Origin of the sequence: Bacillus arachidis, from assembly GCF_030285945.1 — a bacterium.
In the GTDB taxonomy this organism is placed as follows: Bacteria; Bacillota; Bacilli; order Bacillales; family Bacillaceae_G; genus Bacillus_A; species Bacillus_A arachidis.
Genome location: NZ_CP127376.1, coordinates 502,834 through 528,442, shown reverse-complemented (window position 1 = coordinate 528,442; position 25,609 = coordinate 502,834). Strand labels below are relative to the sequence as shown.

The following is a 25,609-nucleotide window of genomic DNA, read 5'->3' as shown; positions in this document are numbered from 1 at the left end:
AAAATCAGATTATTCACAACTTCACAACAGAGGGGGGATTGACGGATGCCTAACAATACAAATAAATGGTCACCGTCTTTATTTCGAGATTACGTAAATGCAGAACACGATGCGTGTGGAATCGTTTCCGTTATGGAAAAACATAATGTGCCAACAAAAGAAAACATCGATCTGTGTATACAATCACTTGTAAAAATGAATCATCGCGCCGGCTTTATTAATGGTGAAGGCGATGGTATTGGCGTTCATATCGACTTACCGAAAGCCCTTTGGAAAGAAAAATTAAAAAATAGCGGATATAATCCAGCGATTGTGGATCATCCCCACTTTATCGTTGGACATTTTTTTCTAAACAAAAAAGAAGATCCTACACTCTTAAAAAACAGTATTCATAATAAATTAAACAAGAAAAATCTCACTGTTATTTTCGAAAGTGATGATGTGATAAACTCTGATGCCCTTGGTCCTCTTGGTAAACAAGAAGAGCCTTTATTTTGGCAAATTGCCATTCTTTCAGAAACACCAACTGAAGACATCAATCAAGTACTATTCGCTTTAACGATCGATATAGAGAAAAATACAGCAATTCATGTTGCATCGTTAAGTCACGACCATGTTGTGTATAAAGTTCTTGGTGCTGGCGATACACTTGTTGCCTATTATGACGATTTGCAACATCCACTTATTGCATCAACGATGACCCTTGGACATAATCGCTATTCTACAAATACATTATCTAATTTTTTTCGCGTACAACCATTTAGCATCCTTGGGCATAATGGTGAAATTAATACAATTTCCAAGTTACGTGATCAAGCTGAAATGATTGATGTACCACTTACTGCCGGAGGCAGTGATTCTCAAGATTTAAACCGCACCTTAGAAACTCTTCTCGTTCGCTACAACTACAGTCTATTTGAAGCAATGGATATATTATTTCCACCAATTATTAATGAGATTAAATTATACGAGCCACATATGCAAGATTTATATACGTATATTCGTGAAGCATGGGGACATTTCGCCCAAGGACCAGCCGGCATTATTTCACGTTATAAAGATGAAGCCGTTTTTAGTGTAGATTCACTTGGTTTAAGACCTGTTTGGAAAATTGAAACAGAAAGTTCCTATGTCTTTTCTTCCGAACCAGGTGTTGTATCACCATCTGAATACGTAGCAGAACCAAAGTCACTTGCCCCTGGAGAAAAAGTAGGTTTAAAGTGGAACCCCCAAGGTGACCTTGTTCTCTACGAATATGAAACATATCAAGAAGAAGTATATAAACGAATGAAACAACACATTCATTTTTCAGATTATCATTTCAACTTATCTACTCCAGCTGTGGAAAAAATTGAAGGGTTATCTAACCTTTCTCAAGTTGAAACAGAGCAATATGTAGCTTTCGGATGGGATCGTGAACATATCCAACTTCTTGAGCAAATGGCAACAAAAGGCGTTGAACCAATTCGTTCACTCGGACATGATGCCCCTCTAGCTGCACTTGATCCAGACAGACGAAACATCGCTGATTTTATAAAAGAGAGTGTTGCTGTTGTTACAAACCCAGCGATCGACCGTGACAGGGAGGTTGAACACTTCTCTACACGTACAGTACTGGGGGAGCGGCCTAGCTTATTTAGCGGTGGACAACAAACCTTTGTTACTGAACTTTTGTCACCAATTATAATAGAAGGTGCTTTAGCGCAATCTGTATCAGAAGATTTAGAAATCACCTCATATGAACAACTGATACATCTATTTGCAACTCATAGCACAGTCTACAGGTTATCCGTTACCTTTCCAGCATCGGAAACTTTACATGATGCATTAAATCGAATTAGCACCGAAGCTACAGCTGCTATCAAAAAAGGAGCTTCTCTACTATTACTTGATGATGCAAAAGCTCATCAAAATGAACAATTATGGATTGATCCACATTTAGTTACAGCTAAAGTACAGCAAGAACTTACTGAACATAAATTACGACGCAAATGCTCCATTGTTGTAAGATCCGGTGCTCTTCGTTCTTTACATGACATTGTTACACTATATGGATTAGGTGCTGATGTTATTAATCCATATTTAATGTTTGCAACCGTAAACGATGGGACAACGATACCAATTTCTAATTTATATAAAGCGCTAAACAAAGGACTTGAAAAAGTGATTTCAACTATCGGCATTCATGAACTGCGCGGTTATGGCCGTCTCTTCTCTTCAATTGGTTTACACGAAGAAATTGCAAACATACTGCAGATTACAAACTTTTTAGGATCACGTACTGTAGCGTTTTCACTTGAATCTTTAGCAGAAGATGCGAAAGTCCGGGCACTTGATTATAACAATCCAAAAGTTAGAATGCGAAAAACATTTCATGTATTCCCTCGCATTTGGAAAGCAATTGGTGATGTCGCAAAAGGGAATGCTTACGATAATTATCGTGAGAAATTAGCGGAAGTAGAAGATAAGAACCCAATTGCAATTCGCCATCTTATCCAAATGAAAGCAGCAGAGCAACCAGTGTCAACTGAGCGCGTTTCAATTAGCGTAAAAAATCATGACTTACCATTTATTATTAGTTCCATGTCATTTGGCTCTCAAAATGAAATTGCATTCCGCGCCTATGCAGAAGCAGCAGACCGTCTCAATATGATTAGTTTAAACGGTGAAGGCGGCGAAATTAAAGATATGATTGGTAAATATCCACATACACGTGGTCAACAAATTGCGTCAGGACGTTTTGGTGTGAATGCCGAACTGTTAAACTCATCAAATTTAATTGAGATTAAGATTGGGCAAGGAGCAAAACCTGGTGAAGGTGGACATTTGCCGGGTTCAAAAGTAACTTCCAAAATTGCAGAAGCACGTAACGCAACAATTGGTTCAGACTTAATTTCTCCGTCCAATAATCATGATATTTACTCAATTGAAGACTTGGCGCAAATTATTACGGAAATTAAGACAGCCAATCAACTTGCAAAAGTCGCTGTCAAAGTTCCAGTTGTCCCTAACATTGGAACAATTGCTGTAGGAATCGCAAAGGCTGGTGCTGATTTTATTAATATTAGCGGATTTGATGGCGGCACGGGTGCTGCACGTATTCATGCCCTTCAGCATGTAGGCCTTCCAGTTGAAATTGGAGTAAAAGCTGCTCATAACGCTCTATTAGAAGCAAATATGAGACAGAACGTAGAAATTTGGGCAGATGGTGGTATTCGGAGTGTAAACGATGCACTAAAAGTTATGCTTCTTGGTGCAAACCGTATTGGCTTCGGTACTTTATCCATGATTGCAATTGGCTGTACAACGTGCCGGGGCTGTCACTTAGATACTTGTCATGTTGGTATTGCAACACAAATTGAATCAGAAGCACAAGCAAAAGAACATGGACTACGCCGTTTTGTTCCACGTCAATTGGAAAAAGCTGTAGAAGGTTTATTACACCTATTTACTACTTTCGGAACAGAACTTAAACGTTTAACAAGTGAGCTCGGCTATACGAACTTACAAGAAATTGTTGGTCGTTCTGATTTACTAGAACAAACGCGAGGAATAGAACTATTAGACTTACAACATTTATTACAAACATTGGAAAGTACGTCTCACACAATAACAGACAGAGTACAGCAACAAGATTATGTAACAACTGACTCTTTCCAATCAAAAGAGCTAGTTGGTGTTGGGGTAGATCAACGCGTAATGGGTGGTCTGGAATCATGCTACCGCGTTCGCAGTAAATTATATGACAATCATACGCTTGAACCAATTACATTAAAATATACAAATGGCTCTGTTCCTGGAAACGGGTTAGGTGCCTACAATAGTGAAAACTTATTTATCCATGTAAATGGCGGGGCGCAAGATGGCATCGGAAAAACATCATTCGGTGGCGGCATTTATATTACAAAAGCAAAAGGAAAAGATGGAGCATATTATAACGGTTCTGTCGGAAAAGGATTTGGATACGGTGCACAAAAAGGAACTTTATATGTGCAAGGTAACGCCGATGCACGTGCTGGCATCCGCTTATCTGGAGCGGATATGATTATCGGTGGGAGAATCACAAAACCAATTCGAGAAAAAGAACATGGGAATCTTGGCGTTCATGCAAATATTAAAGGCTTCGCTTTTGAATATATGACAAATGGTCGCGCTCTCGTTCTTGGCGATCCTGGTCCATGGATTTGTGCAGGCATGACCGGTGGTGTCGTTTATTTACGCCATCAGCCTAAACTCGGTTTAACAGAATCTGCTTTGCGAAGAAGAATCGCAAAAGGAGCAAACGTAACATTACGTCCACTTAGCAAAAATGGAGAAACAGACATTACAGAATTATTATTAGACTACATTCGCGTATTAAATGAGCATGAACAATATGAAGAAGTTGCTCTCTTAACACCGTTATTAGATGACATTCAGCTTCACTTTTATGAAATCATTCCGAAAAAAGAACAAGCAGATCCATCTATTTCAACTGAATGATACAATTTCAATTACATTCGTTTAAAACCGATGAGGTGAGTATTCCGTAGTAATCTATAATCATTTAAAAGCCTGCTAAATTTCAGCGGGCTTTTTTCACTAAAGTGCAGATTCAAAAGGAAGGATACATAACTTACCCTACTAGCGAAGCAACGAAGAAATGCGAAGGCTATTTTTACTCAAATTTTGAATATGACTAAAATATCACTAAAATATCACTTGCTAACATATTGTAATGAATGTATAGTATCATGTTGTACATTCATTATGACAAGAGAGAAAGGATATTAAATAGGGTATGAAACTTGGTGCTCGCATTTTAAAAACGGGTATTGCCATTACATTAGCTTTATTTGCTTGTACTTTGCTCCAACTACCGAGTCCCGTATTCGCGGGAATTTCAGCAATTTTTGCTGTCCAACCATCTGTATACCGTTCGTATTTGACAGCACTGGAACAAATTCAAGCAAACGTAATTGGTGCAGTATTCGCTATCGGATTTGCATTTGCTTTTGGACACAATCCTTTTATCATTGGATTAACTTGTATATTAGTTATTGCGATTACACTACAATTACGTTTAGAAAATACAATATCCATTGCTTTAGTAACGGTTATTGCTATTATGGAATATCAAGGAGCAAACTTCTTTGATTTCGCCTTGCTTCGCTTTGCAACTATTATGGTCGGGATTATTGCAGCTTCACTTGTAAACTTAATCTTTATGCCACCAAAATACGAAACAAAACTATATCATCGCATCGTTGATGATACAGAAGAAATTGTAAAATGGATTCGTATGAACAGCAGGCAAGCTTCTGATTTTACAACACTAAAAACAGATATTGATCGTATGAAAGAAAAAATGATTAAATTAAATCATTACTACTTGCTTTACAAAGAAGAAAGAAGCTATACGAAAAAAGTACAATTTGCAAAAATTCGTAAGCTCGTTTTATTTAGACAAATGTTAGCAACAACCAGCCGTGCATTAAGTACACTAAAAGCATTACATCGCACGGAAAATGAATTGAGGTATATGCCTGAGTCATTTCAGGAATCCATTCAAAATGAATTAGATTCATTAACACACTATCATGAACAAGTTTTGTTAAAATTTATCGGTAAAGCAAAAAAACAACAGTCTGTTGAAATGCTTGATGAAGTAGAAACTGGTAAGCAAGAATTAATTGATATATTTATGGACTATCAAAATAAGGATGATGAAGAATCGTATAAAATATGGTTACATCTCTTCCCTCTTATTTCTTCCATTATCAATTACAGTGAAGAAGTTGAGCATCTTGATTTACTTGTAGATAGTTTTTATACGTATCACAAACCAGAGAATGAACTACAAATCGATGAAAAAAAAGATGATGAATAAAGAAACAGCCCATTTATTTCGAATGGGCTGTTTCTTCTATATGTTGAATTTGATATAAATTATAATAAAATCCTCGTTTTTGCATTAATTGTTCATGAGAACCTTTTTCTTTTATTTCACCATCTTCGATATATATAATTGTATCCACATGTGTAATGGTAGCTAACCTATGAGCAATAATAATTGTTGTACGATCCGCAGCTAATATTTGAAGCGCCTCTTGAATATACCTTTCATTCTCTAAGTCTAAAGCCGAAGTTGCTTCGTCTAATATAAGTAAAGAAGGATTCTTTAAAAACACACGCGCTATCGCTACACGCTGCCTTTGCCCACCAGACAATTTTACGCCTCTCTCTCCAACAACTGTATCGTAGCCGTCTGGTAATTTCATAATGAAATTGTGAATCTGTGCTGCTTTTGCAGCCGCAATGACTTCCTCTTTCGTTGCTTTTGGATTTCCATATAAAATATTAGATTGAATCGTATCACTAAATAACAAATTATCTTGTAAGACAATACCAATATGACTACGTAAATTTCTTACATTATAATCTTTCACATTCACACCATCTACATAAATTGCACCACTAGAAACATCATAAAATCTTGGAATTAAGCTAGCTAGGGATGACTTTCCACCTCCACTCGCTCCAACAAGAGCGATTTTTTCTCCAGGACGAATTGAGAAAGAAAGATGGTGTAGTACATCTTTTTCATCAGTATTATACCGAAACGAAACTTGATCAAATACAATTTCACCAAAAAGCTTTTTTTGTTCAAGCGCATTTGGCGTATTTACAATATCATACTTTTCGTCTAAAAGCTCAAATACCCGATCCATTGATGCAAATGATTGTGTGAGTGTTGTAGAAGAGTTAACAAGGCGGCGTAACGGACTATATAAGCTATCCATATAGCCAACAAAAGCAACCATCGTTCCAAGTGTTAAGGAACCTTGAATCACTTCATACGCCGCAAACGCAATAACAAGTAATGGTCCCAAATCCGTTAACGTATTCACCGCAGAAAATGTTCGCGCTGTCCAGCTTGTATGTGTTAATGCTTTAGTTAAAAAATCATTATTTTTCTTATCAAACTGTCCCTTTTCATACTCTTCTAACGCAAAACTACGCGTCACTTGCATCCCTTGAATACGCTCATGTAAGTAACCTTGCATCGTTGCCAATGCTTGTGAGCGCTCCCTCGTCAATTTACGAAGACGCCCAAAAAAATATTTCACCGCAACTGCATAAATTGGCAAAATTAACAATGCAACGAGCGTTAATTTTATATTCATAGAAAACATAACTACGATTGCAATAAAAATCGTAGCTGTATCAAGCCAGACGTTCATAAGCCCTGTAATAACAAAATCCTTCGTCTGCTCTACATCATGGATCACACGCGAAATAATTTCACCTGTTTTTGTATTTGAATAGTAACGTAAACTCAACTTTTGCAGATGCCCAAAAATATGTTTTCGTAAGTCATAAAGTACCGTATTACCAATACGTTGCGCAAAGTATTGACGATAATATTCAACAGGTGGTCTCAGTACACCAAAAATGAAAAAGGCAATCCCGATTGCCGTTATCAATTGGGATGTTTTTTCACTGAGTGATCCACCACCTTGAATGACATCATCAATAATATACTTTAATAACCACGGCATAATAAGCGGAATACCAAACTTAATGAGTCCAATAATAATTGTAATCGTAATAAGCCACCGATATGGTTTTACAAATTGTAAATATCTTTTTATTCCCTGCATGTAATCCCCCCTCAATAGGACAAACCTGCCGGGAAAATCCCTGCAGGTTTGTTCTAATCTCTATACATTAAATACCGCTCATACCACATGTCTACAAAATCTGGCGCAAAAGGTCCTTTTCTTTGATGAATCCACTGCGTTAAATACTCTACGTTTCTCTTTAGAATTGTATCAATAACTGGAGGATAGTTCATAATCTGACTATGTTTTTCATACTCATCTTCATCTAAAAGTGTATATGTCATATCTGGATACACCTTAATATCCAAATCATAATCAATATACTTTAATGCTTCAGAATCATATGCAAATGGAGAACTTAAATTACAATAGTAGTATACTCCCTCTTCTCTTAACATACCGATTACATTAAACCAATAATTCGAATGAAAATAACAGATTGCAGGTTCACGCGTAATCCATGTCCGACCATCTGATTCGGTTACTACAGTCCGATCATTTGCACCAATTACAAGACTTTGCGTACCTTTTAAAATTGTAGTCTCTTCCCACATTCTATGAATGGAGCCATTATGTTTATAACTATGTATTTGTACTTTTTCTCCTTCTTTGGGAAATCCCATACGTGCTCCCTTCTTTCACTGTGAACGCTCTTCTAAAGTTGTCTTAACTCGTATCGTTCCTGTTAAAAACGTATTGAGCCGAATTCACTTTTTTTCTATTATAACTTTTTTGTCAAAATTTTAAAACTAAACCGATACAATCCAACTTTCGTAAGCGCCAATGAATTACTCTTCATTGGCAAATCAGGATGTACCAAAAAGCCCTTTTTCATGAATTTAAAAAGGACTTCTCCATCTAAAATATTAGAACACGTCACTTCTTTAGTTAGAAATTATTTTTTCAGCTTCAAAAGAATGAATCACTTCATTTGTTTGTCGCTCAAATTTTTCATGCAAAAGCTTCAAAGCTTCTTCCGTTTTGTGTATTTCTTGACGAATAAAATGTAAATCTTTTTTATCATACGTATCCTGCTCATTTGTTTCGATCTGTTGGTACTTCTCTAAATGCGCTTGTAATTTCAATAACTCATCCATTGTCTGTAACTGCTCTCCTACTAACTTATCAAATGAATTCATTATTTCCCCCCCTGTTTCAAATAAATTCTCACTATCTATTAATACGGGATACATCTCTATTAACTATTTTCTAATTTCCCAACTCCTTCTCCTTTGACTACATTTGTTGACTTATTAGAAGTTATGTCGCCTCTCTCAACAAAATTCTCAAAGCAATCGATTTGAATAGTATGAGACCTTCACTAGTAACAAAACTTTGTCTTTCGTCACTACACTGCAAATAAAGAAAACACTTCTCTTGAATCGAGAAGTGTTTTTCTTTGTTATTGATTCGTGCTAGAAGATTGTGATTTTTTCGCTGCTGATTTTGCGTTTTGTTGTTTTACTGCTTGTACATCCGTATCAGTAGCAAACTCTGTACCGTAGCTAGCATTTGCACTTTGAACGCCAGCACTAGAAGCTTGTGCTTTTTTTGCTTCTGATTGCGCATTTTGTTGCTTTACTGCTTGTACGTTTGTCTCAGTTGCAAACTCTGTACCATAGCTAGCATTTGCACTTTGAACGCCAGCACTAGAAGCCTGTGCTTTTTTTGCTTCTGATTGCGCATTTTGTTGCTTTACTGCTTGTACGTTTGTCTCAGTTGCAAACTCTGTACCATAGCTAGCATTTGTACTTTGAATACTAGCACCAGAAGTTGCTTTGTTATAACCTTGTTGTTTTTTACTCATCTTTCTCACCTCCACAACCAATAATGTAACCAACCCTTCTAAAAGATATCCGTAAAATTATTTTTTTATTGGTGCATATATCTTCCTTGGCTCATTCAAACTACATATGATGGAGGTGTACACATGTACGTTGGACGCGATATGACGGAACTATCTATGATTTCGAAAGAAGAATGGAAACAAGATGAATTGGCTTATTTTCACCATTCCTTGCAACAAATCATGCCTTATTTAAATGTAGAAGGCCAAACGATTTATAAAGAAATCATAAAAGAAATTGAATCACGAGGCGGTCTTCAAAAAAACGAAGCGGATTGGACACACGGTACAAAAATTTCTTATGATTAAAAAACGTGTTCCCTAACTCGGGAACACGCTCCATCTCCACCCCTTTTTACCTGTTGTAAAAGACCAAACGGGTGAAGTTACTCGACCGCCATATCGATCTTCAGCTTTTATATACCAGTGATACGTTGTATTTTCCTTTAAGTTCTCCCATTTTACTTTTGCGTTGCGCCAATTTGCCACAAAATCATCTTTACCAATTACTTCATTCGTGTACACGTTTACTTCTACATAGTCTGTTGCAACTTGTTTTATCGCAGGTTTTAAATCAACGTCTAATTCAAATTCATCTTTTCCTGGATACTCTTCTGGTTTATAAAAATTATATTCATTTAAATATGGAGAATACGTTTTGACATACATTTTGTTCGCAGTTGTATCAAATTGTAAAAGGCGCATATATCCTTGTCCACCCTCTGGTCCTCCTTGATAATCCGCCAGCATTTGATATACTTTACGATCTGCGATGCCGTCTCCATTATCATCAATTTCATCAACTAGTGTCTCACTATCATGATAATGTCCACTTAACACAGCTAACACATTTTTATTTGGTTTAACTACCTCATTATAAATTTTATCGCCGATTGGACTACGATTACCTGATACAAGTAAATATTCATGGAATGATAAAATCGCTTTTCGATTCGGATATTTCTGTAACACTTCCTTCATCCATTGAATATCTTCATCTGTGACGCCCCATCCCATATACAGCATAATAAAGTCGTTTCCCTTTGCTGAAATCAAATCATAGTGTCCACGGTTATTCTTATAACTTTCACCGTAAAATGGCTTATCTTTAAAACGCCAGTCTCCAAAATATTTCGAGTATGCTGTATAGTCTTCGTCTTTATGATTTACATCATGATTTCCAGCCAACACACCATATGGTACTTTCGCATTCTCAAGCACTTTCATATATTCATCTGCACGCTGCCATTGAAATTCTTGATATGATTTATCAACAAGGTCTCCCGTATGGAATACATATTTAATATTTAATGGATCTTTTTGTGCAGCAATCCAGTCAACCTGACTTTTGTAAATATAGGGATAACTTTCAGAGTAATACTGTGTATCCGACATCCAGACAAATGTGTAATCAAACTTGTTTGGCGAACTTGGGATTTGGTCTTGCACAATTACACTTACTTTTTGATCTTTTACATATTCTTTCGCTATTACAGCACCTTTTAATTCAAAGTCCTTATCCCCAGCAATTTTCGATGTAAGTTCTGTCCACTTATTTGTCATGTAGTTCCAAGCATACATCGTAACTTTTCTTCCTTCTAGAGAATGTCCATACCATTTTACTTCCACCATATCATCATTTTTCACATCATCTGCAACAGTTACGTCAAAGCGATGATATGGAAATTTCTCTGTTGATTCCGTTGTATAATATTCCCCATCTTTTTTACTAACTTTACTTAACTTCTCTTGATCGAAACTTTTCTCACCATTTACAGCAAAAGCTTGTGGTGGTTCTTGTTCTATCGAATTTTCGGTAATTTTCATATGTTCCGTATCATTCGGCTTATACGCATATCCCTTATAAAATGTTGCTTTCATTGCATCGTTTGTTGGATCGGTTACTTTTGCTTCAAGTGTCGGACTCGTACTCACATTTCCCTCTCCGTCTTTAGGTGCAATCGGAGTAGGGTCGGTTGGATTTTCTGCCCAAGTTTCAAACATAACTGTTTTTTCTTGACGATTTCCCACTTGATCCTCCGCCTCCATATGTAGCTCATGCTTTCCTGCTGCTAATTTCCCAGAGGACGTTTCATATGGAGTTTCAATCTCTTTCCCATCTAAAATCACTTTTTTACTCTTTATTCCTGCTATATCATCTGTAACTGTTACATCAATTGGAATTTTCCCTTTATATTTCTTATTCTGTATTGTAGTAGAAATCTGTGGCGGTGTATTATCAACTTTTACATTCGCAACAGTTTCTTTATTCACACCATCTTGCACTGCAATTCGATGTTTCCCGTCCTTCACTTGCTTTGTATCCCATAAGTACGCATTCGAAATAAATTTTTCTTCTGGAACTTTGAATTCAAACGTAAATACTGGTGTTGATGTATCTCCATCACCAACTGATAACTCCTGAGTTGGATTTGCAAAGTTCGGATCATATAAAGTCGTTCCATCTGCTAATACAAGGCGAACATTTTTTAAATAAAAATCATCTTTGTTCTCTTGAACTCGATCATCAAATGGAGACGTTTTTGTGCCAGAGCGAATATCAATTTTGAACGGTTCATTATATTTAATTTTTGATTGATCAATTTTTACAGTTAATGTGACATAATCACTATACGTATCGTCAAATACACGCAATACGTCCTTCCCAATCGTAACCGCGTTTTTAAAATACAAATCAGTTTGCTTTACATCAAAAGCAAAATAGGCAGGCTTCTCTAAAGCGCGATATGTATTCGTCTCTACTTTCTGTCCATCCACCAAAAGAGAAAGTTGTTCAGATCCAACCGACGATGAAGTTCCTTTTAATAAGACTTGCTTTGCAACTACCTCATCATCTTTTACATTAAGACGAAGAGGGCCTTTATCTTTCTCACCATCTATTTGCACTGAGTACATATCACTTTTTACTACATTTAAGCCATCAGAGGCTTCCAAGTAATATGTTATTTTCTCTTTTCCAATTAGTTCAGGTGAGTAAACGGTATAATGATATTGTTTATCTACATGATTCTCTACTAAATTTTCTACTTTATATTCTGCATTAGAATTCATTTTGTAATATAGTTTCACACTTTTTACTTGTTCGTTATCAAGAACAGAAAAACTTAATTTATGATCTCGAAATTCAGAAATTAGCCCTTCTGCCGGTTTATGTGAAATTGTCGGCGGAATTGCATCTGCCTTCAAAGCAACTCGCTCAGTCGGTACTTGCCCTTCGAATACAGTTCCAGGAGATGCATTATGCTCTGCACTACTAATCTTTTGCATAATTTGTGAGCCATCTTGAGGATAGCGATATAAAATCCCCTTATTCGCTTTCACATCAGCTTGGTTTGCTTGATCATTGTAATAAGCAGCTGCTATTTCTTTCCCCGTCTTTGTTGCAACGACAATGCCACGGGCACTTCCATTCGCCATTCCATTTGAATATACTCTAACAATATTTTTATTTTCTACTAAGTTCGCTCCAAATTGTTTATTAAAATCGGCTACATTCTTCTCATTATTTTCACCATTTATAACCCAAAATACGAGAGACTGCCCCGATGGAATTACAACATCATCGGGAGTGGATCCCCAAATGAGATCCCCCTCTGGTCCTTCAGATGGATATCGATATCGAATTGTATAATCCTTAAAATTAAGATCCTGCTCGCTATTGTTATATACTTCAATAAATTCATATCCATCTGCTTTCCCAACATTCGTCGTGTCTGGCGTCACTTCGGTAATCAAAAATGGCGATGCGCTTTGCGGATCTATTTTTTTATGTTCTACTTTTGTTTCATAGGATTTTTCAATTGTTTCTTGATTCCCTTGTACGACAATTTTATAGAATAATGAGTTCCCCCATAGCTCTTTTTGAGGAATTGTCACCTTATAAATATCGCTATTTCCGTCTTTGTTCATCTGCAATTTTTTGTGTGTTAATTTGCCATCTTGAGTATACAAAACAGCTACATTTTCCCCACCTTTAATCGTTGCAGTAATAGTTAAATCTTCCGCCTCTGTATGAGTAGGTGATGCCGTATGCTCAATCGTAACGCCAACTTGATCTGTTTGTTTTACTGGCTCTAACGGTACTTGAAATGGTATTTGCACACCAGGTGTTCCTTTTTCAAACAAACCTACTTTTTGCATTCCAACACTTTCAGGCTTGTATGTATAAGCAACACTCTGCCCAACCTTTACATCCGATTTCTCATATGTTGCAGATGATAAAACTGTTCCATACTGATCAGCCAATTGAATGGTTCTTCCAGCGCTATTAGACATTCCGTCTGATTCAATTTGAAGCACTTGTTCTTCCGTTATATTTCCACCGTATGCTTGAATAAAATCTTGTTTTGATAACTCTACATTTCCTTCATTTTTAATCCAAAACACTTTCGTTTCTTTTGATGGGATTGTCGCATTTTCTGTAAAATGCCAATCTTCACTTCCTGCTTCTGAGTACTTATAAATAAGTTTATAGTCTTTCAATTGCATTGCTTCACTTGAATTATTGTATATCTCTATAAATTCATATCCATCTTTCCCGTTCACATTTATCGTATCTGGCATGAGCTCAGTAATCATAACTGTCCCATTTTTGGTGTAATCTTCAGTTTGATGTTCAATAGTACTCTTAAATTGTTCTTTTTCTGGAAATGTGATCATTTTCCCATCCTGTTCAATCTCAAACCAATATGTAAACGTATCAGACCAAACATCTAGATTTGGAACAACAGTAGAATACAAATTATTCTCACCTTTGTTCATTTCCAGTTTTTTCATTAACAAACCGTTAGCACTACGATATACTAGGTTTACTTTTGCCGCATCATATACACTTGCCAACTGAAGTTCAATCGGTAAATCTTCATGTGCATTAATTTTCGTTTTAGGTACATGCGCTGTTTCTTGTAACAGCTTTTCTTTTTGTGCGGTTTGCTTTTCTATCGTTTCTTTAGAGTTAGGTTGTGTAGGTTCTGTAGGTGCAGCTTTCGGTGGTACTGGCTCTAGTTGTTTTGAATCTGACTGAACTGCCTTTTTTTGTGGAGATTCTGTAGATGCTGGTTCTTTCCCCTGCGATTGGAATGTAGTATAAGTTCCTGGCGATGGTATTTCATTTTTTATTTCTTTCTTTGTTTCATTCCAAAAAGAATGAATGGATATATCTTTATTCTCTTTTCTTGTCTCAATGACATCTACCGTTTTATTTTTCTCGTTCGTTACTTCAATTCTAATTTGTTCATCACTTAAATCCTCAGTAGCAAACAAAACTTGATCTTCTTTTATTTCTGTCTTATAACGCTCATTAATCTTATTAACTGTATTATTTCCAAATAAGATTAACTTCGTTTCTTTTGGTTGTACAGATTGCTTTTCATTTTCATCTTTAAATTTTAGCACTTTTCCATTGACCTTCAGTTGAACATTCCTCATGTCCATAACTTTCTCTGATGAGTTATATAATTCGATATAGCGTAGATCATCTGTATAATGCACTTCTGAAATGAGAACTTGCTGACTTTGTTCCTTCTCCTCAGCAAAAGTGATATAGCCTGACCCAGCTACTGTTTGAAGCAAAAAGGTCGCTATAACTGCTGAACTGATTACTTTTTTTAGCATTTCCTATCCCCCTTTAAATTTTTTCATTACAACTTCCATTGTATTTGTCATTTGTTAAGGGGATATGAAATATTTGTAAGTAATTGTTATGTTTATGTCGAAAAAACTTCAACCATTAAGGTTGAAGTTTTTCCACACATTCTTCATAAATCGTACGATGCGATTTAGAAAAAGGTAATTTCTCAAATTCTTCTTTAGATACAACTTTTAATGTATCTGTTTCTTTAATAGTACTTGTTACTTTTCCATAAAATACAAATACATCCCATGTACGATGCGTGAACGTATGTTGGACATTCATTGCATATTCATCAATGGAAATAGATAAGGAAAATTGTTCCCTCATGTAATCAATGAGTTGTTGTTTTTGATTCCGAATCCCGCCATTGATTTCAACATTCGGAAATTCCCACATGTTCGCAAGTAATCCTGTACTTGGTCTTTTGTTAATTACATAATTTCCATCCTCTGTTTGCAATACCCCCGCAACAAGTGGTACCATTTTAGGAGCTTTCGCTTTACTTTTGACTGGCAACTCTTTCTGTACACCTTCTGCATAACCACGACAGTGTTCCCGAACTGGACAAAGTAAACAAGCTGGATTTTTTGGAATACAAATGAGCGCACCTAACTCCATTAATCCTTGATTAAAATAGGATGGATTTTCCTTTGAAATAATTTCACGTACAATTTCTTCAAATACTTTTCGTGTCTTAGGTTTCGCAATATCATCCCAAACCGATAATATACGGGATAAAACGCGCATTACATTTCCATCTACAGCTGGCTCTGGTATACCGTATGCAATACTTAAAATCGCACCTTTTGTGTATGGACCAACGCCTTTTAATTTTTCAATTTTCTTTACATCACTTGGTACTTTCCCACCATATACTTCCTTTACTTCCTTAACTGCTGCATGTAAATTGCGAGCTCTAGAATAATAACCGAGGCCTTCCCATGCTTTTAATACCTTTTCATCCTCTGCCGATGCCAATGCTTCTAATGTCGGGAACTTTCTCATAAAATTTGCGTAATATGGTTTTACAGCTTCTACTCTTGTTTGTTGCAGCATAATCTCAGAAACCCAAACACGATACGGATCTTTATTTTTACGCCACGGTAAGTCACGCTGTTCTTTCTCAAACCAACTAATTAAATCATGTTGAAACTTCTCTATGTTAAAATCATCTAATATTTCAAGTGTCAAACTTGATCCCCCTCATTTTTTTGCATATACGTACTATTATAAAGATTTTAGGAAAAAATTTAAGTAAGATGATATAGGAAATTGAAGGCAAATGCCTTGAGATATCGAATAAAAAGAGTTACATTAATAAAAAACGGAGGTGTGTTTTCATGGACACAGCCACTCACCTTGTTATGGGCGTCACATTAGGTGGTTTAGCAACGTTAGATCCAGCCATTAGCCAGAGTGATTTCGGACCACAAGCTGTTATGCTTGCAACGATTGCCGGTTCCAATATTCCTGATATTGATACCGTCTTAAAATTACGTAATAACGCAAAATATATACGAAACCATCGTGGAATTACTCATTCCATTCCTGCTGTTATTATTTGGTCTTTCCTTATAAGTGGAATTGCCTTTGCCTTCTTTACAGAAGCTCCATATATCCATCTACTACTTTGGTCATTTATTGCCGTCTTTCTTCACGTGTTTGTTGATATTTTTAATGCTTATGGTACACAAGCATTACGGCCTTTCACAAAAAAGTGGGTTGCATTAGGTGTAATTAATACATTCGATGCCGTAATCTTCTTTATCCACATACTCGCTATCGCCTGCATGCTCGTCGGCTCACATAAAGGATATACTGCTTTAGCTGCATATGTTTTAATGTTTGTCTACTATATTGGTCGGATTGTAATGAGACAAAATATCAAAAGTGTCGTTTACAAACGATTTGAAAATGTAGAGGAAGTCATCATTTCTCCTTCCTATCGTTTTTATCATTATCATTTGGCAATTACTACAAGAGACAAATACTATGTCGCGCGTTGGCACCGCGGCCATATTATGGTACATGATAAATTTAATCGTATTCCACTTCCAGATAATAAAATTATGCAGGCTGCACAAAAAGATGAAAACATTTCTGCTTTTTTATCTTTTTCACCTGTATATCGCTGGGACATTTTTGATTACGACAACTATTATGAAGTGCGTTTTATCGATTTACGGTACCGTAGTAAAGACTATTACCCATTCGTTGCAATCGTCCAACTAGATCAAAATTTAAACATCATTAATTCCTACACTGGCTGGATTTTTAGTGAAGAAAAACTTCGTAAAAAATTAGAATTGATTCCACATTAAAAAAAGCGACCAACTTCGGTCGCTTTTCTTAATGCTTTAAATGATCATCTTGATTAATCAAATGACTGTATTTCGGATTATTCGTACGAATTTCATGAAGACGTTCGCCATGGTTATTAATCCATGCTCTTACAATTTGTTCCGTCATTTCTTCACCTTGATAACGACCAGACTTTGCATACGTGACTTGGAAGTCCTCCCACAATAGCTCAATCCATGCGCGTGCCTGAGAATAAGACAGAAAGCTATTTTTTTCAAGTAATTCTTTTGTTAATACTTCATATTTATCATTCATTATTTATTTCTCCTTTAATTAATTTCCTACTTTCCCCTGCAGCCTCACTGCCACAGCAAAATTATAAATAAAAGCATACACTCATTCATGAACCTCTCTCATCGCCAACAGAAGTTTCATTTTATGTTCAAGCATAATTTTCTCTATTTTGCACATTCTATTAACGATACTTCTTAACAAGTATCATTAATAATGAGGGGGCGTTTTTCTTGGGTAGACAAGCTGAATTTTGGTCTGAATCAAAAAACAACAGCAAAATCGATGGTCCAACGAAAGCAAAAGCTCGTTTTGCTTCGAAAAGACCTAATGGCACAATTAACACGCACCCACAAGAGCGTATGCGTGCCGCAAATCATCAGGAAGAGTAAAAACAATAGTAATTTCTAAAGAGTTATTGCAATTAACTTCCTATATGAGGTGATAAAGATGAGCTACCGTAATCATTTAGATCGTCGTTCTGAATTATTCAACCCTACCTGGGCGCGTCCGAAACATGCAAAAGCGCAAGTAAACGGACAAACGCAACAAACCCAGTCTCTCATTATTTTAGCGAATGAAATGAGAAAACGCCAAATTTAAATGCCTATCTCCTTTAACAACTACCAAAAATGAAAACCAGAGCAGCCAAGGCTCTCTGGTTTTTTATCTCTCTTGTAATAGCGAAATAGGAATACCAATCTCCTCTGTGTCATTTTGTTTACGTCCCCAAGCAAATACTCCATTGAAATACGTAATCGTAAATAATACCCCCGGTTCCTCTATCAGTTCATACGTTTCGCCAATCTGAAATGCGTTTATATCTAGCATGTAAGCACGAGCCATTGCTATTTTTCTCATTAATACATCAAACTCATTTACTATACCCAGTTGTTCTGCCTTCACAGCCTTTTCTTTTAAAATGCCAATTTCCTCTCTTAGCTCATGTTTTGTCATTTCACTATAGCGTTTTGGCACATTCATCATATTCTCTCATCCCTCTTCACGTTTCATTTGTAAAAATGTATCTATCTCATCAATGGAAAAACCTTTTCGATATAATGCTTGTTTCATCTTATTTTCATATGTCCATCCATCATGTTTTTTATGCTTCTCATGATACTTATTCCCATGATATAACAACGCCTCTTGTTGCTGCGCGCTATCCTTTTCCTCTTTTAATTCTTCTAGACAAATTTGAATCACATCACGATTATATCCTTTACGTACTAACATTTCTTCTAGCTTCAGTTTCATTTGTAAAAAAGAATGCTTTTGATAGGACTTTTTCTTTTTCTCTACAAGCTCAAAGGCATTTTCAATTTGCTTCTCTTTCGGATATTCTTGTAAACTATGAGTAATAATTATATCTTGAATACCTTTACCAAGAAGTTCCCGTCTAATAGTAGTCGGTCCTTTTTGATTCACATTGCTATGAGTTCGTACATATGAAATGGCATACTCTTTATCGTTAATATAGCGATCATGTAATAACTTCGAAATAACTTCAGAGATGATGGCTTGTCCAATTTCTTTTTTTCGTAAGTATTCTTCTACTTCCTGTTTCGTACGCATTTGATAGGATAAATAAGAAATTGCTTGTAAATATGCTTTTTGCACTTCTTCATTGTACAAAATATTTGCTAACTCTACTTCATCAATTTCTAACCCCTTTTGCAAACCATGCTTGATTAAGGTGACTTGATTCACACTAAATCCGTATTCTTCACCTTGACCTTTATCAATATAAATATTAAATCGGTCTTTCATTCGTTTTTGTACTTCTATTTTTGTAATGACAGCCATATTCTTCACCTCGCTACTATTTTAACATAGTTGTGGAACAATTTTGCTTTTCATGAATATATATAATGAGGAGGAAGTTCAGTTGAAAATCGCAATTTCTGGGGGAACTGGTTTTATCGGTAAAGCATTAGCTAATTTTTTAAGCCTAAAAGAAGGATACACAATTTACATTCTTACCCGAAAAAAAAGAGAGAATCCTCTCAATTCTAACATTCAATACATCCAATGGGATGCACATTCACATAAATTCCCTCTTTCTTCTATTGATGTGCTTGTGAATCTAGCTGGAGAATCTATTAATAACGGTCGATGGACAAAAAAGCAGAAAGAAAGCATTATAGCGAGTCGTCTTCATACAACAAATAGTCTCATTAAACAATTACAAACATTACAGAAGAAACCCCATACTTTTATTAACGCTAGCGCAATTGGTTATTACGGGACTTCTGAAACAAAAATTTTCACAGAACAGAACAAAGAAAATGGCAGTGATTTTTTAGCAGCCACAGTAAAACTATGGGAAGAAGCAGCCGCCCACGCAACCTCTCTCGGGATTCGAACCGTCTATACACGCTTTGGAATTGTTTTAGGAAAAGATGGTGGTGCCCTTCCAAAAATGTTGCTTCCCTATCAATTATTTATTGGTGGAACAATCGGCTCGGGCAATCAATGGCTATCTTGGATTCATCTAGATGATGCCATTCGCATGATTGATTTTGCAATAAATACAAAAGAAATAGAAGGACCTCTTAATATTACGTCTCCAAATCCTACAACAATGAAAGAGTTTGGAAAGGCACTTTCAATTGTCATGCATCGCCCACACTGGCTTCCCGTCCCAGCATTTGCACTACACGCTTTACTTGGAGAAGTGAGTATGCTTGTTTTGCAAGGACAACATGTATTGCCTAACAAAGCAATACAGTATGGATATCAGTATTCTTTTCCTACATTAAACCATGCATTACAAAATATACTATCGCATACACTGTAGTACTTCTAAAATACGTCCATTAAAATTGTTCTATTTACTAATTATTTAAAGGTTATTAGCCAATGGAAAAGAGGTATCTATGAAAACCCTATTTAAGCAAGCCATTGTATATCCCATTACTTCTTCTAAATTTCAAGGAGATGTATTGGTTAAACACAATAAAATCGCTGCGATAAAGCCACATATTGAACCAACTCAAGATATGACCGTTATCGATGCAAGAGCCCTTCACCTCTTACCAGGATTTATCGATGTGCATACTCATCTTGGCCTATACGATGAAGGGACTGGATGGGCTGGAAATGATGCTAATGAAACATCCGAAGTATTAACACCACATATCCGTTCTTTAGATGGCATCCACCCTTTTGATATTGCTTTTCAAGATGCGGTTCAAAATGGTGTTACAACTGCCCACGTTATGCCTGGAAGCCAAAATATTATTGGCGGGACAACATGTGTAATTAAAACTGCCGGAACCTGTATCGATCATATGATCATTCAAGAACCTGCAGGGTTAAAAATTGCATTTGGAGAAAATCCAAAACGAGTTCATAGTAATGGCACCAAAGAATCGATTACCCGTATGGGGATTATGGGCTTGCTTCGAGAATCTTTCTACGAAGCACAACATTATGGAAACGAAGCCGATTTTCGAATGCTTCCTATTCTAAAAGCACTGCGCCGAGAAATCCCAGTACGTATGCACGCTCATCGGGCGGACGACATTCTTTCCGCTCTTCGCTTTGCAAAAGAATTCAATCTTGATTTACGCATTGAACATTGTACGGAAGGACACTTCATTGTAAATGAGCTTGCCAACCAAAACTTAAAAATCTCTGTTGGTCCGACATTAACACGTCGCTCAAAAATTGAACTAAAAAATAAATCATGGGATACGTACCATACTTTATCAAAATATGGGATAGAAGTTTCCATTACAACAGACCATCCCTATACTCCCATTCAATATTTAAATGTTTGTGCAGCCATCGCTGTCAGGGAAGGGTTAGATGAAAAAATTGCATTAGAAGGCATTACAATCCTCCCTGCTCGAAATCTACGTTTAGAGGAAAGAATTGGAAGTATCGAAACTGGAAAAGATGCTGATCTTGTGTTATGGACACATCATCCATTTCATTATTTAGCCAAGCCCGTATTAACTATGATTGATGGAAAAATAATTTATAGAAAAAATAAAAAAAACTAGTTTATTTTTTTGACTAGATAAAGTATTATACGATTATAAACTGAATGAAACCATAATCAATTTGTGTCGTGATATTCATTTCAAATTGATGAATGGGGAAGGCAAATGGTGCGCCACCAGCGTTATAGACTGGTTCTAGTGGGTTCGATTCCCACCCCGAAATTTTTTAAAGTTTGATATAAAAATTTCGAGGGTGGGGTGTTTTTTCGTCATGCTACCCTCATGTGAGGAGGAGTTAGTATGTTAAAAAAACGCGACTTACACGACAGCCACGTTCTATACGATTTGATGGTGGATCCTGCTGTCTTCCCTTTTGTGCGTCAAAAAGCTTATTCATACGAAGAATTTTTATTTTTAACAAAGCAAACAATAGAAGCTGAAGAGCGTGGTGAATTAATTTCACGCACAATTTTAGATGAATGGGGAAACCCTATTGGCACGATTACTTTATTTGATGTGCAAGAAAAAGCTGGTTTTCTTGGCACATGGCTTGGGAAACCTTATCACGGACAGGGTTATAATAAATTAGCAAAAGATGCGTTTTTCAGCGAGCTGTTCTATGAATTGGATGTTGAAACAATTTTTATGCGCATTCGTAAAGTGAATATTCGTTCGATTAAAGCAGCTGAAAAACTACCATATATAAACCTAGCGAATGAGACTAGAAAAGCTGTTTATGATCAAATTAATGCAAATGAAGAAGTGTATAATTTATATGAAATTGTTAAAGATCAATATACACTTACTACAATGCGTGATACTGCATTTCAAGATACACATCATTTAAAAGAAGCGTAATATATAACGAATTATAAAATGAATATACTTGTTTATTATGTATATCTCCTTGTGTCATTGGAAACGATAGGTAATAACTTTATGACACGAGGTGATCTGTAATGGATAGAAAGAAACGTGAGAAAGCAAGAAATACATTAAATAGTACACAAGAGGTCCTTTATCAGCGAGAGTTTCGAAGAGCAGATCGTGCAGCTGGGTACCGTCCTAAAGGTGTATAATCATAAAGTGAAAATTGAGGAGATCTCCAACTCTCCCCTACCAATCCATACCATTTACTTTATGGATAACAAAGTAAAGATTTACTCCTTATACTATAAGGAGTATTTTTTGTGGAAAACTTTATCCACAGAGTTAATAGAATTGTGCATAAATTAAGTAATTCTTTTGGATTACTATAACGTGAAACTTTAATCAGTGGGGGTTCTTCATCCCCCGCTGATTATTAGCCCTCACCAATCGGGCCTTTACGGGCAGTTGATCTCCCCCCTATCTTTTTTATTTCTCTCTGAATCTTGAGACGTAGGGTCTTACTGCCTGTTAAGACGGGATAAAAGTAATCACATATATGATGTTTAATTTGTGGATATTTTTTCTGAAAATTGTGGATAATGTGGATATCATTGTTAATATTCCGACTTTACCGGCTATTAAAATCTTTTTCTTTTGTGGATAACATACAACTTTATTAACCATCAATGCATGGATACATTCTTACTAACTCTATTTACTATACGGAATTCACACAAAACAAAAACCCCCTTCCAAAATAAAAAGAGGGTTTCATTCTACGTAAAAGATTGAGCAAGAGCCGGTGACTTAATTGGTATATGATTAGGCTGCACATGATTTTCTTCTAAAATTGTATCTACAATGTGACAAGCCGGCTCTGGATGGTAGATACTTTTCATCGCTTCTTTCATTTGCAGGAGCTTCATATCATCTTCTAATAGTGCCTTTGTTTTCGCAAAAACATCCTCATCTTCGCGAATGACAAGTGCAGCTCCTTTTTTTTCAAAATACATTGCATTTTCATTTTCTTGTCCTGGTACTGGTTTATATAAAATGACAGGTACTTGTAAAGCTGCTGCTTCACTTAACGTAATGCCTCCTGGTTTTGTAATCATACAAGAGGTAATACGGAATAGCTCATCTATATTCTCTACATAGCCAAATACTTTTAATGCCTCAGGATTTTGTTCCTTAATTCCTAGTAACTCTTGTTTTAAAGTTTCATTTTTCCCACAAACGACAGCTACTTGAAGATTAGGGATTGTCATAAATGATTGACATAATTCTTTTACATTTCCTAATACACCGTGAGCACCTGCTACAATAAGCAAAATCTTTTTCTCACGAGATAACTGATATTTACTATATAGGATTTCTGGGTTAATGGTTAACTCAAAGTTTTTACGAATTGGAATCCCAGTTTCTACGATTTGCTCTGAAGGTACACCAATTTCAACCATTACTTTTTTCACCTGATCTGTCGCTACAAAATAACGATCTACTTCACGATGAATCCATATTTTGTGTAAACAAAAATCCGTTAACACATTATAAACAGGAATTGAAAAACCTGTTTGTTTTTTCAATTCTGGCACTGCAATAATTGGAAATGTATTAATAACGATGTCTGGTTTTTCTGCATGTAATAATGCTTTTAAACGTTTTCTTCCAAAATTCGCATACCACGATGCAATCTTCTTATCGTAAATCTTTTCTACACCATAATAAAATAAGCGATATAGCTCTTTTCCTATTGTATAGCTTTTTAAGTATAAATATTTTGTAATATCTGTTATGACCGGATGTGACTCTCCAAATAGATCACACACAATCACATCTTCAATTCCTTTTTGACGAAATGTTTGTGCTAATGTTTTTGCTACTTGCACATGACCATTACCGTAATGTGCAGTTAATATTAAAACCTTGGGGTTTTTTATCAAACAAATCCACTCCTAGCTTTTTCGCTTTCCCATATTGCATATACGACAATAGGAAAAACATTTTCCTAAAAAAAATTACATGTTTGGATTCCAACACTTTCATGTTAGCTATGTACCTGTCGTGGATATGCAAAGCATATAAGATTGACCCCTTAATCCTATCTGTGCTCATATCTTTATATTATACTTTCCTATAAGGGCTTTCGCAATAACTTACAAATGATCATATTTCATGATACTCGCCCTGCTACTTCTTAATTCTTGGTACTATTTGGTTTTCCCTTTACAATTATGTAAATTTATCCTCTTATTTCTTTACAAAAATATGGATATTCTACTTTCAGTATACTCTTTTCTTCAGATATACTCTAGATTTTATTAAAAGAAAGCAAAAAGTCTAATCCAAATGGATTAGACTGCTTGTAAAATATTTTTTGCATTTTGAACACTTTTTTCTGTTGGAGGTTCTACCCCTTCAAGAGGATACTTATGTCCAAGCGCTTCCCATTTATATACACCAAGTTTGTGATATGGTAAGACTTCTACTTTCTTTACGTTAGAAAGGCTTTGAATGAAATTAGATAATCTCTGCAAATCTTCTTCACTATCAGTAACACCTGGAACTAATACGTGTCTTACCCAAATTGGTTTTTGTTTATCAGATAAATAACGAGCAAATTGTAGAATGTGTTCATTCGTTTTACCAGTTAATTTACGGTGCTTTTTAGGATCGATATGTTTTAAATCTAATAATACTAAATCTGTATAGTCCATTAAAATATCTAATTTTCTTTGGAATTCTGGCTCTTCAGAGTAGCAACCACCCGAAGAATCAATTGTCGTATGAATGCCGATCTCTTTACATTTCTTAAACAGTTCAATCAAAAAGTCTAACTGTAATAGCGGCTCACCGCCACTTACAGTAATACCACCGCCGGAAGCTTCCATAAAAGGAATGTAACATGTAACATCCTGCATCACTTCTTCGACTGTTATTTCTTTCCCTTTACCAATTTCCCACGTATCCGCATTATGACAATATTGACAACGTAGTAAACACCCTTGCGTAAAGATGATATAACGAATCCCTGGGCCGTCAACAGTTCCACAAGACTCAACAGAATGAATTCTTCCTTTTACCATGTTACTTC

Annotated in this window: 21 protein-coding genes; 10 read left to right on the top strand and 11 right to left on the bottom strand. The window is 35.9% G+C overall.

All coding sequences use genetic code 11. From position 1 onward, the window contains the following. The first annotated feature begins 45 nt into the window (after nucleotides 1-45). A complete protein-coding gene (locus QRY57_RS04345) occupies nucleotides 46-4,482 on the top strand; it encodes a glutamate synthase-related protein (RefSeq protein WP_286016742.1) in 4,437 nt (1,478 codons plus the stop codon). Nucleotides 4,483-4,780: 298 nt separating this feature from the next. Continuing rightward, a complete protein-coding gene (locus QRY57_RS04340) occupies nucleotides 4,781-5,869 on the top strand; it encodes an aromatic acid exporter family protein (RefSeq protein WP_026592532.1) in 1,089 nt (362 codons plus the stop codon). 13 nt (nucleotides 5,870-5,882) lie between these two features. Here QRY57_RS04340 and QRY57_RS04335 read toward each other — a convergent pair whose 3' ends face one another. The 4 genes from QRY57_RS04335 to QRY57_RS04320 form a co-directional block, all read right to left on the bottom strand. Further along, nucleotides 5,883-7,643, bottom strand: a complete 1,761-nt coding sequence (locus QRY57_RS04335) for an ABC transporter ATP-binding protein (RefSeq protein WP_208018675.1) — start codon at nucleotides 7,641-7,643, stop codon at nucleotides 5,883-5,885. A gap of 53 nt (nucleotides 7,644-7,696) precedes the next feature. After that, the gene (gene ntdP / locus QRY57_RS04330) at nucleotides 7,697-8,227 is read right to left on the bottom strand and encodes a nucleoside tri-diphosphate phosphatase (protein ID WP_026592530.1); all 531 of its coding nucleotides are present in this window, start codon (nucleotides 8,225-8,227) and stop codon (nucleotides 7,697-7,699) included. A gap of 261 nt (nucleotides 8,228-8,488) precedes the next feature. Then, a complete protein-coding gene (locus QRY57_RS04325) occupies nucleotides 8,489-8,743 on the bottom strand; it encodes a YgaB family protein (protein WP_026592529.1) in 255 nt (84 codons plus the stop codon). 263 nt (nucleotides 8,744-9,006) lie between these two features. Beyond that, entirely contained in the window at nucleotides 9,007-9,411 is a 405-nt protein-coding gene (locus QRY57_RS04320; RefSeq protein ID WP_081811053.1) for a gamma-type small acid-soluble spore protein, read from the bottom strand. Nucleotides 9,412-9,534: 123 nt separating this feature from the next. Between QRY57_RS04320 and QRY57_RS04315 the strand changes: the two genes are divergently transcribed. After that, nucleotides 9,535-9,759 carry a mother cell protein YfhS gene (locus tag QRY57_RS04315; RefSeq protein ID WP_026592528.1) on the top strand — a complete coding sequence of 75 codons (225 nt, stop codon included), beginning with the start codon at nucleotides 9,535-9,537 and terminating at the stop codon, nucleotides 9,757-9,759. Nucleotides 9,760-9,771: 12 nt separating this feature from the next. On the opposite strand, the gene QRY57_RS04310 is transcribed toward QRY57_RS04315, so the two are convergent. Together QRY57_RS04310 and mutY are read right to left on the bottom strand one after the other, a co-directional pair. Further along, nucleotides 9,772-15,084 carry a lamin tail domain-containing metallophosphoesterase family protein gene (locus tag QRY57_RS04310; RefSeq protein WP_286016741.1) on the bottom strand — a complete coding sequence of 1,771 codons (5,313 nt, stop codon included), beginning with the start codon at nucleotides 15,082-15,084 and terminating at the stop codon, nucleotides 9,772-9,774. Between the two features lie 115 nt (nucleotides 15,085-15,199). Further along, a complete protein-coding gene (mutY, locus tag QRY57_RS04305; RefSeq protein WP_208018673.1) occupies nucleotides 15,200-16,294 on the bottom strand; it encodes an A/G-specific adenine glycosylase in 1,095 nt (364 codons plus the stop codon). Nucleotides 16,295-16,443: 149 nt separating this feature from the next. On the opposite strand from mutY, the gene QRY57_RS04300 reads away from it, so the two are divergent. Beyond that, nucleotides 16,444-17,424 carry a metal-dependent hydrolase gene (locus QRY57_RS04300; RefSeq protein WP_026592525.1) on the top strand — a complete coding sequence of 327 codons (981 nt, stop codon included), beginning with the start codon at nucleotides 16,444-16,446 and terminating at the stop codon, nucleotides 17,422-17,424. 28 nt (nucleotides 17,425-17,452) lie between these two features. Here the strand turns inward: QRY57_RS04300 and QRY57_RS04295 are convergent, their stop codons facing one another. Further along, nucleotides 17,453-17,719, bottom strand: a complete 267-nt coding sequence (locus tag QRY57_RS04295; protein WP_090693653.1) for a YfhJ family protein — start codon at nucleotides 17,717-17,719, stop codon at nucleotides 17,453-17,455. A gap of 209 nt (nucleotides 17,720-17,928) precedes the next feature. Between QRY57_RS04295 and QRY57_RS04290 the strand changes: the two genes are divergently transcribed. Both QRY57_RS04290 and QRY57_RS04285 read left to right on the top strand, forming a co-directional pair. Further along, nucleotides 17,929-18,087, top strand: a complete 159-nt coding sequence (locus QRY57_RS04290; RefSeq protein ID WP_018767248.1) for a small, acid-soluble spore protein K — start codon at nucleotides 17,929-17,931, stop codon at nucleotides 18,085-18,087. A gap of 58 nt (nucleotides 18,088-18,145) precedes the next feature. Then, the gene (locus QRY57_RS04285) at nucleotides 18,146-18,298 is read left to right on the top strand and encodes a YpzG family protein (RefSeq protein WP_000122139.1); all 153 of its coding nucleotides are present in this window, start codon (nucleotides 18,146-18,148) and stop codon (nucleotides 18,296-18,298) included. Nucleotides 18,299-18,361: 63 nt separating this feature from the next. Here the strand turns inward: QRY57_RS04285 and QRY57_RS04280 are convergent, their stop codons facing one another. Further along, nucleotides 18,362-18,679, bottom strand: coding sequence for a YfhH family protein (locus tag QRY57_RS04280; protein ID WP_090693694.1), 318 nt, complete (start codon nucleotides 18,677-18,679; stop codon nucleotides 18,362-18,364). A 9-nt stretch (nucleotides 18,680-18,688) separates the two neighbouring features. Continuing rightward, nucleotides 18,689-19,501, bottom strand: a complete 813-nt coding sequence (gene recX, locus QRY57_RS04275) for a recombination regulator RecX (protein WP_286016740.1) — start codon at nucleotides 19,499-19,501, stop codon at nucleotides 18,689-18,691. Between the two features lie 82 nt (nucleotides 19,502-19,583). On the opposite strand from recX, the gene QRY57_RS04270 reads away from it, so the two are divergent. From QRY57_RS04270 to QRY57_RS04255, 4 genes are all read left to right on the top strand, one after another. Further along, nucleotides 19,584-20,495 carry a TIGR01777 family oxidoreductase gene (locus QRY57_RS04270; RefSeq protein WP_286016739.1) on the top strand — a complete coding sequence of 304 codons (912 nt, stop codon included), beginning with the start codon at nucleotides 19,584-19,586 and terminating at the stop codon, nucleotides 20,493-20,495. Nucleotides 20,496-20,574: 79 nt separating this feature from the next. Next, nucleotides 20,575-21,705 carry an amidohydrolase gene (locus tag QRY57_RS04265; RefSeq protein ID WP_026592520.1) on the top strand — a complete coding sequence of 377 codons (1,131 nt, stop codon included), beginning with the start codon at nucleotides 20,575-20,577 and terminating at the stop codon, nucleotides 21,703-21,705. Between the two features lie 240 nt (nucleotides 21,706-21,945). Next, nucleotides 21,946-22,503 carry a GNAT family N-acetyltransferase gene (locus QRY57_RS04260; protein ID WP_026592519.1) on the top strand — a complete coding sequence of 186 codons (558 nt, stop codon included), beginning with the start codon at nucleotides 21,946-21,948 and terminating at the stop codon, nucleotides 22,501-22,503. A gap of 101 nt (nucleotides 22,504-22,604) precedes the next feature. Then, entirely contained in the window at nucleotides 22,605-22,724 is a 120-nt protein-coding gene (locus tag QRY57_RS04255) for a YfhE family protein (RefSeq protein ID WP_003194890.1), read from the top strand. Nucleotides 22,725-23,291: 567 nt separating this feature from the next. Here QRY57_RS04255 and QRY57_RS04250 read toward each other — a convergent pair. Together QRY57_RS04250 and pflA are read right to left on the bottom strand one after the other, a co-directional pair. After that, a complete protein-coding gene (locus tag QRY57_RS04250; RefSeq protein WP_286016738.1) occupies nucleotides 23,292-24,458 on the bottom strand; it encodes a diglucosyl diacylglycerol synthase in 1,167 nt (388 codons plus the stop codon). Nucleotides 24,459-24,869: 411 nt separating this feature from the next. Then, nucleotides 24,870-25,601 (bottom strand): pyruvate formate-lyase-activating protein, encoded by a 732-nt coding sequence (gene pflA, locus QRY57_RS04245; RefSeq protein WP_208018670.1) that lies wholly within the window; start codon nucleotides 25,599-25,601, stop codon nucleotides 24,870-24,872. Nucleotides 25,602-25,609 lie beyond the last annotated feature (8 nt).